Origin of the sequence: Pseudomonas silesiensis (assembly GCF_001661075.1) — a bacterium.
GTDB lineage: Bacteria > Pseudomonadota > Gammaproteobacteria > Pseudomonadales > Pseudomonadaceae > Aquipseudomonas > Aquipseudomonas silesiensis.
The window spans coordinates 2,776,616-2,788,803 of record NZ_CP014870.1 but is presented as its reverse complement, the minus strand read 5'-3'; the positions used below and the strand labels follow the sequence as shown (position 1 = coordinate 2,788,803).

At 59.1% G+C, this 12,188-nt stretch carries 8 protein-coding genes and 1 pseudogene; 5 read left to right on the top strand and 4 right to left on the bottom strand.

Annotated elements, in window-relative coordinates; genetic code table 11:
• Nucleotides 1-175 precede the first annotated feature (175 nt).
• A complete protein-coding gene (locus tag PMA3_RS12550) occupies nt 176-1,468 on the top strand; it encodes an OprD family porin (RefSeq protein ID WP_064677445.1) in 1,293 nt (430 codons plus the stop codon).
• 153 nt (nt 1,469-1,621) lie between these two features.
• Here the strand turns inward: PMA3_RS12550 and PMA3_RS32485 are convergent, their stop codons facing one another.
• The 3 genes from PMA3_RS32485 to PMA3_RS12540 form a co-directional block, all read right to left on the bottom strand.
• Entirely contained in the window at nt 1,622-1,816 is a 195-nt protein-coding gene (locus PMA3_RS32485; protein WP_152032258.1) for a hypothetical protein, read from the bottom strand.
• A gap of 145 nt (nt 1,817-1,961) precedes the next feature.
• Nucleotides 1,962-4,802, bottom strand: a complete 2,841-nt coding sequence (locus PMA3_RS12545; RefSeq protein WP_064677444.1) for a cation-translocating P-type ATPase — start codon at nt 4,800-4,802, stop codon at nt 1,962-1,964.
• 28 nt (nt 4,803-4,830) lie between these two features.
• On the bottom strand, nt 4,831-7,113 hold the full coding sequence (locus PMA3_RS12540) for a heavy metal translocating P-type ATPase (protein ID WP_064677443.1): 2,283 nt from the start codon (nt 7,111-7,113) through the stop codon (nt 4,831-4,833).
• A 281-nt stretch (nt 7,114-7,394) separates the two neighbouring features.
• On the opposite strand from PMA3_RS12540, the pseudogene PMA3_RS12535 reads away from it, so the two are divergent.
• Together PMA3_RS12535 and fnr are read left to right on the top strand one after the other, a co-directional pair.
• Nucleotides 7,395-7,802, top strand: a pseudogene (locus PMA3_RS12535) (amino acid permease); the annotation flags it as partial.
• Nucleotides 7,803-8,146: 344 nt separating this feature from the next.
• Nucleotides 8,147-8,893, top strand: coding sequence for a fumarate/nitrate reduction transcriptional regulator Fnr (gene fnr / locus PMA3_RS12530; RefSeq protein ID WP_064677441.1), 747 nt, complete (start codon nt 8,147-8,149; stop codon nt 8,891-8,893).
• A 69-nt stretch (nt 8,894-8,962) separates the two neighbouring features.
• Here the strand turns inward: fnr and PMA3_RS12525 are convergent, their stop codons facing one another.
• Nucleotides 8,963-9,622, bottom strand: a complete 660-nt coding sequence (locus PMA3_RS12525; protein ID WP_082930309.1) for a c-type cytochrome — start codon at nt 9,620-9,622, stop codon at nt 8,963-8,965.
• A gap of 241 nt (nt 9,623-9,863) precedes the next feature.
• Here PMA3_RS12525 and PMA3_RS12520 point away from each other — a divergent pair, with 241 nt between their 5' ends.
• Together PMA3_RS12520 and PMA3_RS12510 are read left to right on the top strand one after the other, a co-directional pair.
• Nucleotides 9,864-11,231, top strand: coding sequence for an erythromycin esterase family protein (locus tag PMA3_RS12520; protein WP_064680687.1), 1,368 nt, complete (start codon nt 9,864-9,866; stop codon nt 11,229-11,231).
• 354 nt (nt 11,232-11,585) lie between these two features.
• A complete protein-coding gene (locus PMA3_RS12510) occupies nt 11,586-12,152 on the top strand; it encodes a phosphoribosyltransferase family protein (RefSeq protein WP_064677439.1) in 567 nt (188 codons plus the stop codon).
• The last annotated feature ends 36 nt before the right edge of the window (nt 12,153-12,188 follow it).

The following is a 12,188-nucleotide window of genomic DNA, read 5'->3' as shown; positions in this document are numbered from 1 at the left end:
GTAAGTCGCAAGGGGATCTCATACAGCCCCCTTGCGGCTGATGCCACCGACGCGAGCAGCTCAAGCCAGGCCCGCGAGCCATCAGTAAAAACCCCATGTTCAAGCCCCCTCCTGCGGACAGGCCTCGACCTCGTCTGACGGGAGGCGCTTTGTCCTCATTCCAGAGATCACCAGCATGCACACTCCTGCACTGCGCAAAGCCCATGCAATCAGCGGCACCCTCGGCGGCTGCCTGACACTGGGCCTGGCCTCGCCACTGCTGGCCGAAGAAGCCGGCTTCATCGAAGGCGCGACGGCCAACCTGCAACTGCGCAACTATTACTTTAGCCGCGACTTCTCCGACATCGTCGGCCCCAACAAGCAATCCAAGGCCGAGGAATGGGCCCAGGGCTTTATCCTCGATGTCCGTTCAGGCTACACCCAGAGCAGTATCGGTGTCGGCGTGGACGTGCTCGGCCTCTACGGCGTCAAGCTCGACAGCAGCCCGAGCCGGGCCAGGAGCGGACTGCTGCCGACACACGACGACGGCAAGTCCGCCGATGAATACGGCCGCCTGGGTGCAGCAGTCAAATTCAAGGCCTCCAGCACCGAGTTGAAGATTGGCGAATTGCGGCCCAACCTGCCGGTACTGGTGCACAGCGACCTGCGCCTGCTGCCGCCGACCTACCAGGGCGCCTCGCTGGTATCCAAGGAGTGGACAGGCCTGACCATCAACGCCGGCCAGCTGCACTCCACCAGCCTGCGCGACTCGACCAACACCCAGGACATGTATGCGCTGATCAACGACCCGATCAACCCGGCGCGTATCGCCAGGTTCACCAGTGACCGCTTCAACTACCTGGGCGCCGATTACAGCTTCAACTCGAACCGCACCAGCGTCGGCCTCTGGCAGGCGCAACTGGAGGACATCTACCAGCAGCGCTACTACAGCTTCAAGCACGCCGAACCTGTGGGAGACTGGACACTCGGTGTGAGTCTCGGCTACTTCGACGCCAGCGACGATGGCCAGAGCATCGCGGGCAAACTCGACAACCACGCACTGTCCAACCTGCTTTCCGCGAAACACGGCGGCCATACCTTCTACCTGGGCTACCAGCAGATCGGGGGTGACGACGGCTTCATCCAGATCGGCGCCAACACCAACCCGCTTGGCAACACCCTGCCCACCTACGAGTTCGCCGCACCGGACGAACGCTCCTGGCAGGTGCGTCACGACTACGACTTCGCCGCCCTCGGCATTCCCGGCCTGACCACCACCCTGCGCTACGTGACTGGGGATAACGTCAGCACTGGACAGGGCTTCGAAGGCAAGGACTGGGAGCGCGACCTGGATATTGGCTACGTTGTCCAGAGTGGATCGCTGCGCGGAGTGGGCATCCGCATCCGCAATGTGACTGCACGCTCCAACTACCGTAGCGACATTGACGAGAACCGGCTGATCCTCAGCTATAACATCAGCCTTTTCTGATAGCCATAACCGCCGGTGGGCGGTCAGTCAATGAGCTCACGCCCCAAACGATCGGGATGAGCGTCACACCTAAGCAGGATAAAAAGAGGCCAGCGATATTCAGCTGGCCCGGACAGTCATGATCAAACCGGGCGACTTCAACGCCACCGCGAATCAAAAGGGCAGCGAACCGGCCACCCGACGCAGATCTTGCGAAGTATAAAAATGAACGTGACTGTCTATTCTTTTGATCGACGGCAGCATGATTATTGTTTCCTGCTTTTGTGGGAAAACAATAATCGTCGTCAGGGCTTCGTCGCTCCCGCCAACTCGACGTGTAGTATCAAAATTTCGCCATTCGTTTGCCATTGCCCACGGCATCAACACCAATGTCGTTCGCAAGTGGCTGAAGGTTACGCTAGCCGATCCGCGCTCATGTCTATGACCGCTTCTGGCCGAGGCCAATTTTGGCGCAGCCGCTTGGTTGCAACCAAGACACTTTTAACACTGGCGGTTAGAAGAACCTCAGCTTCTGGTGCCGGATGGCTTTTCCCTGATGCAAACGCATACCCAGCTTGCGCAGCTCGCTAAACCAGAAGACTGCGCTGGCCATTGCCAAACAAAGTCCCCACTGGCTCAGCGTCAATGCACTCGTGTCGAAAGCCTTGTTGAGTGGCGACCAGTGCACCACTGCAATCTGCAAGGCCGTCGCCAAGGCAATTGCCCCCCACAGCCATCGATTGGCGAACAGCCCGACGAGCGCACTGGCCGACTCCGAGCGAGCACATAGGGCATTAAACAGCTGAGCCAATACAAGGACCGTAAAACCGGCAGTACGTGCCTCGACCAGCGACTCATTACCCGCAATCAACCCTCCCGGCAACATCCAGTCGACCGTCAATAAACTCGCCAACGCCATGACCAGCCCCACCTGCAGCACGCCGCCCCACATGCGTGCGTCGATGATTCGATCCGTAGGCCTGCGCGGGCTGCGCGTCATCAGATCCTCGCTGTGCGGGTCAATGCCCATGGCGATGGCAGGCGCCGCATCCGTGATCAAGTTGATCCACAGAATCTGGGTAGCCAGTAGCGGCAGGATGATCCCGCCCTTTTCATCCACCAGGCCGATGACACCAGCCCCGACAACGGCCAGAAAGACCGTCAGTACTTCACCCATATTGGAAGACAGCAAGTAACGAAGAAACTTGCGGATATTGTCAAGAATCCCGCGCCCTTCGCGAATGGCCAACACAATGGTCGCGAAATTATCGTCTGCCAGGATCATTTTTCCCGCCTGCTTGGTTACCTCCGTTCCGGTTATGCCCATCGCAATGCCGATATTGGCTGACTTCAATGCCGGTGCGTCATTCACCCCATCGCCGGTCATCGCCACCACATGCCCCTGCGCCTGAAGCGCGTCGACAATCCTCAGCTTATGCGAGGGCGCAACACGTGCATAAACCGAGTTCGATTTAACCGCCTCGGCCAACGCCGCATCGTCCAGCTTATCCAGATCGGCACCGGTCAACGCACCGGCACCCGCCTGGATGATGCCCAGATCCTCGGCAATGCGGGTCGCCGTTCGCGGATGGTCGCCCGTAATCATAATGATGCGGATGCCTGCTCGATGGGCCTCGGTAATGGCCGGGGCGACTTCTTTGCGCGGTGGGTCGATGATGCCGACCGTACCGATGAAAATAAGCCCTGTCTCAAGGGCTTCACCGGCTGCACCATCTTCACTGGTCGCCAAAGGGCGGTACGCCACGGAAAGTGTGCGCAACGCGGCACCCGACAACTCGTTCACATCAGCCACGGCCTTTGCGCGAAGGTCATCGGTCAGTGGCACGACATCCATCCCGACTTGAACCTGTGTGCAATGTTGAAGGAGTACATCCGGCGCCCCCTTGCTGATCAGCAGTCGCTCATCGTTGTGTTCATGATCGATGACCAGTGCCGACATCATTTTTCGATCGGAAGTAAACGGTATTTCCGCCACGCGTTCGAAGCGTTCGATGCTGCGTGGGGGTGCATCAAGTTTGCGCTCTGCCACCAGAAAGGCACCCTCGGTAGGATCTCCCTGAATCACCCAGGTGCCATCTTCCTGCTGCGCAAGCGCGGCATTGCCGGCCAGGCTTCCGCCACGTAACAACAGAACATTTTCGCTGTGCACCGGGCCGCAGGTCATGGGCTGATCCTGGTGATGTATCTGGCCCTGCGGGGCGTAACCGACACCGCTGACCGCCACGTTGCCGGATGCCGTCCTGGTTTGCTGGATGGTCATTTCGGAACGCGTCAGCGTGCCAGTCTTGTCGGTGCAGATGACTGATGCCGACCCCAGGGTTTCGACGGAAGAAAGCTGCTTGATGATGGCTTTGTTGCGAGCCATCCGCTGCACGCCGAACGCGAGCACCAGTGACAGAACGGCGGGCAGCCCTTCAGGCACCGCGGCCACCGCCAGCGACACCCCCAAGAGGAGCACCCGTAATACATCGTCTACACTGTGAATCTGTGTGAGCATCAGCACAGCCACGACAACAAACGAAGCGATAACCAGAACGGCAATGGCGAGCATCCGCCCTATTTCGCGCACTTCCTTTTGCAGCGGCGTTACCTCTTCAGGCGTCACATCCAGCAGATGAGCGATTGCCCCGAGTTCAGTCGCCATACCGATTGCAGTTATGACGCCGAGCCCCGAACCCTGGGCGATGGCAGTGCCTTTGAACACCATATTGGAGCGCTCTGCCAAAGGCACTTCGATGCGCAAACGCACTGCATTTTTTGAGACCGCTTCACTTTCTCCGGTCAGCGATGCTTCCAGTACGCGTAAGGCATTGGCCTGAATAAGTCGAGCATCGGCGCCCACAGAATCGCCCTCGGACAACACCAGCAGATCACCGATCACCAGTTGGTGACTGGGGATGCGCGACAACACTCCATCGCGGATGATTGAGGAGGTGGTTTGAGTCAGTTTGGCCAAGGCCGCAACCGCTCGTTGCGAGCGGGTTTCCTGGATGAACCCCAACAGCGCATTAGCCAGCACAATCAGTGTGATGACCACGGCATCAACAGGCCATTCACGACCCTCTACAAGTAACCAGGTGACCAAGGTAATGGCCACTGCGACAAGCAGCAGATAAACCAGCGGATCCCGAAATTGCGCCAGCAAGTAATGCCAGGCGGGTTTGACCGGTTGAGTACGCAATTCATTGGCCCCGTCACGGCTCAGACGCAGTTGAGCCTGTGCACTGGACAAGCCTGCGCGGGTGTCAGAATCCAGCTCACGGACAATCGTTTCGACGTCTTCGAGGTATGCAGCGGCGATACAACGCTTACCACTCCCATCAATCTTACTCATTTCATCCCCTTTTTCCGGACTTGATTTCCTAGCGCCAATCCAGATAACGAAACAGTTCCTCCTCCTGATCAAAGTGCAGTCGCACGAGGGTATCCAGACGTATCAGCTGATGCTGAATCTCATCAGCTGATGCCGTCGCGGGGTCGGAACTGAAGTCGCTACTCATGCGCGCCAGTAAATGGATAAGGCGAAAAATCTCCCGGTGAGCGTGGCTCATGGCCGACATCGGGTCCTCGCCCGGCATGCTTAGCGTCAGCAGCGGGTACAGTGTGTTTTCATCTTCGTGCTCATGCTGCGCCAGTGATGTTTGAAGCTTGTTGACCAGCTCCACCAAGTCGGTCTGTGCTTGCGCAAGTGGGCGCTGGGCAAAGTCGCTGGCCAGTTGGTGCAGATCGCTCAGTACGGTGGAGAGTTGCTGGTGTTCGTCTTGCAGGCGATCGATATGCTCTGCGGTAAGCCTTCGTTTCCTCAGCCCCCACAACGGCCCCAGTGCCCGCAAGGCGTTAAGGATGATCACCACATCGATGCCCTCCTGCACCACAGCGCCAATCAGCGGCGGCAGGTAACCGAAGGCCGCCACCGCCATGGCCAGCAACGACAGCCCCATGCCGACCAGCACACCCTGGCGCGCGATGTAACGGGTGCGTCGGGCAATGTCCAGCGCCTCCACCAGACGATCCAGCCGATCCACCAGCAGCACGACACCAGCGGCTTGTGCAGAAGCAGTGGCACCGCTGGCCCCCATGGCCACGCCGACATTCGCCGCCGCCAGCGCGGGGGCGTCGTTGATGCCGTCACCGACCATCAGTGTGCTAGTGCGCAGGCAACCTTGCTGTACGGCACGCACTTTATCCTCGGGGGTCAACCCGGCTCGCAGCTCGTCAATCCCGGCAGACAGCGCGATCATCTCCGCGGTTTCCAGGCGATCGCCGGTGAGCATGACGATCTTTTCGATACCTCTAACACGCAGTCGACGTAGCGTCTGCGGAGTTTCGCGCCGAACGTTGTCCGAGAAAACCAGCAGGCCAGCGAGTTTCCCATCCACGTCGATGAAGCTTCCACTGCACGCCAGGTAGTCCATGTGGCGCAGCATGGCGGCGACCCAGTCGGCAACTGGGGCTTCTTTGTGAGCAAAAGACAACGTGCCGAAACGCACCCGCACACCATCGACCCGCCCACAAAGTCCAGAGCCCGGGATTTCTTCTACTTCCTGCGGAACGCTGAGCGGCAACTGACGCTGATGCGCCGCTTCAACAATTGCCTGGGAGATGGGGTGCGTCGAGGCCTGCGCCAGCGAAGCGGCCAGGCCAAGCAGGCACTGCGGATCGCCCATTCCATTGACCTCTATCGACTGCAGGCGGGCGTGGCCGCTGGTCAGAGTGCCGGTCTTGTCGAGGAATACCTGCTTGACCCCGGCCAGTGCTTCCAGGGTCGCGCCGTCCTTGATCAGGATCCCGCGCCGCGCTGCCCTCGAAATACCTGACATGAAGGCAATCGGTACCGCCAGAATCAAAGGGCAAGGCGTGGCCACCACCAGAACCGCCAGCGCTCGCAAGGGATCACCACTTAACTGCCAGGCCAATCCGGCAATCAGCAACGTCAGCGGGATGAAGAACACTGCATAGCGGTCGGCCAGGCGCACGAAAGGTGCGCGTGAACGGCGTGCCGCCTCGGCCAGCCGCACTATGCCCGCATAGGTACTCTGCGCGGCCGTTCGCGTGGCGATTAGCAGGATGGGCGCACCGACGTTGGAAACGCCGCTGTGCACTTGCTCACCTTCTCGACGGGTTACGGGCAACGACTCACCGCTGAGCGCAGATTCGTCGAGAATGGCCGCAGGACTCAGCAGGCGACCATCGACCGGTATCACCTCCCCCAGCCGCACCAGCAAAGTTTGATGCAGCTGGACCTGCTCAACGGGGATCTTGCGTAAGCCGCCCTCCTCCTGCAGCCAGGCAAAACGTGGCGCCCGGTCGATGAGCGCACGAAGCTCACGGTCAGCGCGTTGCCTGGTGAAAAACTCCAGGGTTCGTCCGGTCGCCAGCATCAAGGCAATCACCGCCGCCACCAGTGTCTGCTCAAAGACCAGAGCGGCGGTAATCGACAACAGGGCGATCAGGTCCACACCGGCCTCGCGCCGGGCCAGACGCCTGACGATCTCGATGAGCAGCACCGCGGACATCACCAGACTGCCCGCGGCCCAGCACATCGATGCCCAATCGGGTTTGTGCGCGACATGCGCAACGCCCCCGGCCAGCAGCGTCAGTGCGGTGAGCAGCAATAGTAGGGGGTCCAGCCACTTACTGAGCATCGAAGTAAGTTCCTAAAAAAGCGATTTGCATGGCTCGCTATAAAAACATCTGCCGCTCATCGAGGTAGAGCTTAGGACTCGAATGTCTTTCGTGTCCGCCGAAACGCAGCAATTGAGGCGTTGGACACAACAGAGGTCATGGCTGTGCCCGGATAAATCGGCTGTTTTCGCTCTTTCTGATCTAAATCAACCAGGCGTTGGACGTTCACGCAGAAATTACAGTCAGCATTCGCACCATCGCATTCGATGAGTGCAGAAACGCTCGTTTCGTGGAGGCTCCCATGGCTACGCACCTGCAAGGCACCCAGCCGGTAGTCCCGCCGGCTGCCCATCCACTTGCAGGCAGTTTGCGAAAGGTGGAACCCAAGCGCCTGTCCTTGAGCCTGCTGATTGCCCTGGTGGTCGGTTCGATGATCGGCAGCGGCATTTTCAGCCTGCCGCAGAACATGGCAGCCAGTGCGGGTGCCGGGGCGATCCTGATTGGCTGGCTGATCACCGGTGTCGGCATGCTGTCTCTGGCACTGGTCTATCAGACCTTGTCCAACCGCCAACCGGCGCTGGACAACGGCGTGTTCGCCTACGCCCGCGCCCTGGGTGGCGAATACCTCAGCTTCAATTCAGCTTGGGGCTATTGGATCAGCGCCTGGATCGGCAACGGCTGCATTCAACTGTTCCTGTTACTGACCCTGTATTCTTGACGTTGCCCCCTCTACATTGCCTTCTCACGAGCCAAGGCCATGAAGAGAAATCAACGGTGGAGCCCGGTCGGCACCTATCCTTCCACCAAGCGCGCTGCAATAGATTGATGACCTCTTGATCAGAGGTTTGAGGAAAATACATAGACCAATAGCTAATCGATATTAGCCGTTCAGTCGCCTACCCGCACCGACCCTGTCAGGCAAGATGATGTGTACTGAGGGAGTGCAAAGGATGTTCCGTTCGTCTATTACAACCCGCAATCCTGAGAATCCGGCGCGTGTCAGTCCCCACGCCGCCTATCCTTAGTGAGACCTCCCAATTGACCTCACTTCTGATGCCAGACGTCCGCGCTCAGCAAGTCCATTTCCTGAAAGCTGCGTGCTCAAGCTGCAGTGTGATGGAGTTATGCCTGCCCATCGGCATGACCGGCCAGGAAGTCGAGCGTCTGGACACGTTGATCGTGCAACGCTTCAAGGTCAAAAAAGGCGCGACGCTTTACCGTGCAGGCGATCCGCTGCGCTCGCTTTATGCGGTGCGAATCGGTTCCTTCAAGACCAGCGTTCTCTCGGTCGATGGTCGCGAGCAGGTCACTGGCTTTCAGATTCCTGGTGAAATGCTCGGCCTTGACGCTATTAGCACGGACCTACATGCGTGCAATGCGATTGCCCTTGAAGATAGCGAGGTCTGCCCCATCCACTTTGCTCACCTGGAAGAACTTGCCCATGAGCTGCCATCCCTGCAGCACAATCTGAACAAAATTCTCAGCCGCGAAATCGTGCGCGATCACGACATGCTGATGATGCTGGGCAACATGAACTCGGACGAACGTCTGGCAGCCTTTTTACTGAATCTGTCGCAACGCTTGAATATCCGTGGATATTCATCGACAGATTTCGTGTTGAAAATGCGCCGTGAGGAAATCGGCTCCTACCTGGGACTGCGCCTGGAAACCATTTGTCGTGGCATCGCACATCTGCGGGATCAAGCACTCGTGGAAGTTTCAGGCCGTGACGTCAAAATCCTTAATCTGGAAGGCCTCAAGCAGTTGATTGCCGGCTGCCATCGCCCTCCTGTCTGTTGATCCCGGTGAACCGGACATCATGATGCGAGCCATGTGCGTACGGACCATGACGGATCCCCCGCAGGGCAATCATTGCTTTGTCCGGAGTGCCGCCATGTATCGGGCGACGGATTCGGCATCGGCCTGGGAAAGTGCATGATCCACCGGCAACATCGGAGCACCGTTGGGGCGTTGCCCGGTCTGCTGAAGCACCATGATCTGCTGGCTCATATAGCTGGCATGCTGGCCCGCCACCCGTGGAATCACCCCATTGCCCCCGCCGTCCGTCCCGTGGCAAGCGCTGCACGGTGGGACGCCCCTCTCAGGCAAGCCCTGGCGAAAGATCACTTCACCTCGCGCATCTGACGTCCCGGTGTCAGCCTGCATGGCTCGCTGACTCGCAAAATAGTCGGCCAGTTCGGCAATCTGAGTCTTGGTCAAATGGGACAATCCTCCCATGTACCGGCTGTCAGTTGCAGCGCTACGTCCATGGTTTTTGAAATCGGTCAGTTGCAACTGCAAATACTCGTTTTGCTGGCCCGCCAACTTGGGAAACATGGGCGAGACAGACTCCCCCGTCAGCCCATGGCACAGCGAACAAACGCTGTCCGCCATGGCGATCCCCGACAGGGTGGACGTTTGCTGGAGCGCCTCTTCGCTTGTACCCGAACAACCCATTAGCGTAGCCAGGCAAAGGGCCAGAACATGAGGTGTCCGGCTATTGGTAGGTCGCATGCTGGATACGTTCATGGCTGTTATCCCTGGCGTTGGCGGATCACTATCTTCGCCTGAGGAATTGCGCTCTTTATTGATAAACCTCAACCAATCCTCTTGGTCGCGGTGTATGAATAATCAGACAGAAGGACACAGGGGCTTCGAAGCGTTGATGACCTGTGTCGAGAACCTGCGCAATGATCTCGGGCGGGTGAGCGTCTGGTACAACCCGAGCGCCCTGCCGCCGCCAGCAACCCACCTTTTGGGGGATGAGCTCATGAACTCACCTTCGCAGAAATTTCCGGAAAAGCCCTACGGCCAACAACATCACGTTGACACGGCGCACATAGCCCCAGTGTTACGCCAATACGCTGAACCCCTGCCAGAGCTGGACTCCCCCGATTTTGCCAAGCTGTTCGATCGCTACGCCGATGCACGTGTGGTGATGATCGGCGAAGCGAGCCATGGAACCCGCGATTTCTATCGAACCCGGGCGGCGATCACCCAGGGGCTGATCGAGCGGCACGGGTTCAATATCGTGGCAGTGGAGGCCGACTGGCCGGACGCCGGTCATGTCGACCAGTATGTCCGGGGGGTGGCGCATTCAGCCTGGAAGCGCCACATCTTCAGCCGCTTCCCGACCTGGATGTGGCGCAACAGCGAGGTGAAGGCATTCGCCCACTGGCTGCATCAGTACAATCACCAACAGGTCCCTGACCAGCGCGTCGAGTTTCGCGGCCTGGACGTCTACAGCTTGCGCAACTCCATTCATGAAGTGCTGGGCTATCTGGACCGGGTCGACCCGCGTCTGGCCCATGAAGCCCGGCGACGCTATGGCTGTTTGACGCCGTGGCAGGATGATCCGGCGCTGTACGGCCACTTCGTCGAACGTGCCGGTGTGATGCCCTGTGAACAGCCGGTGGTCGAGCAGCTCAATGCCATGCTGACTGAACAATTGGCCGGGCTCATCCGCGACGACGAAGCGTTCTTCAATGCGACGCAGAATGCACGGGTGGTGATGGCGGCGGAACAGTATTACCGGGCGATTTATCGAGGGTCGACGGCTTCCTGGAACCTGCGTGATCGGCACATGTTCGATACCTTGCGTGCATTGCTCGAACACCGGGGGCCCCAAGCCAAGGCTGTGGTCTGGGCCCATAACTCCCATATCGGCAATGCGGGCGCCACGGAAATGGGCTGGAAGGGTCAGTTTAATATCGGTCAACTGTGCCGAAGCGCCTTTGGGCGCGATGTCGTGCTGATTGGCATGGCCACCGACCGAGGCCAAGTGGCTGCCGCCGATGACTGGGACGGCGAGATGTTGATCAAAGACGTCCGCCCCTCCCTACCCGACAGCTGGGAGCATCAGTTTCTCAAGGCCGGGGTGGCGGCGTCTCTGACCGACTGGCGAGACCCGCAGCGCAAAGTACTGCGCAGCGTTCTGTCCGCGCCCTTGCTGGAACGGGCCATCGGAGTGATTTACCGCCCCGAAAGCGAGCGGTTCAGTCACTACTTCGAGTCGATGCTGGCCGAACAATTCGATGCCATGATCTGGATCGAGCAAACCACGCCGGTCACCGCGCTGCCCCTGCCGAAAAGCCAGCAGCTGGAGCCGGAAGACGAAACCTATCCGTTTGGCGTGTAAGTCCACGTGCAGGATAAGTCGCCTGGCCAACCGGGGGATATCGTAACGCAGTTCCTGGGTCGGGTTGTCCAGACGCGGCTCCGATTCCGTGAGCTGGTCGAACAACTGCGAGCCCTGTCCACGCCGAGCCAGGGCATCGGCCACACATTGATTACGCGGGCCCATATCGCCCAGATTGCGCAAGACATTCACCCGGGGCAGTTGCGGCTCATGCCCATCAGAAGTAATCGGTGAAACGCATTCGCTAAGCAAACGACGTTTGATTTGATTATTGATCAATATCAATCGCGCCGGAGCCAAGCGGTCTACATTGACCGAAAACGCACGCGTAAGGTGCGGTGCCAGGAGAAGGCAATGACGATCCTATTGGCAAGCCAGCGGGTGCGCCTGTATGACAGCAATGAGCTTGATGATGTGCTGCAGGCGATGGCGCGCAAAGCCGCCACCCTGCTGCCCCCCGCTCATGCGGCACTGATTGGCATCCAACGACGCGGCGAACCTCTGGCTCAACGGTTGCGCCAGCACATTGCGCATCTAACCGGCCAGCCGGAACTGCCTCTTTACCCTCTGAAGGTCAAGCGCTACGCCGACGACCTGCAAGTGCTGCATCGTTACCCGCAATTGACCGAAAACCCGGCTCTGGGCAGTCTGGACCTGGCCAATACCACTTTGCTGGTGGTCGATGACGTGCTGTTCGAAGGCCATTCACTGTTGCGTACTTGCGCGTATCTGGCACAACTGGGGGCACGTCGGGTCTACACTGCAGTTCTGGTCGACCGGCATACCTGTCAGCAGCCGATCCGCGCCGACATTGTCGGTGTGCATCTGCAAGTCGCTGCCACCGACATCGTCGAATGTAACGTACCGCCCTTTGAACCGGAGTTTTGCATTGAAGTTGTGCGGCATGGCGCCGCCAGCTGACGGTGTAACCGCTCAAGGCGTAGCCTTGTCTCTCGG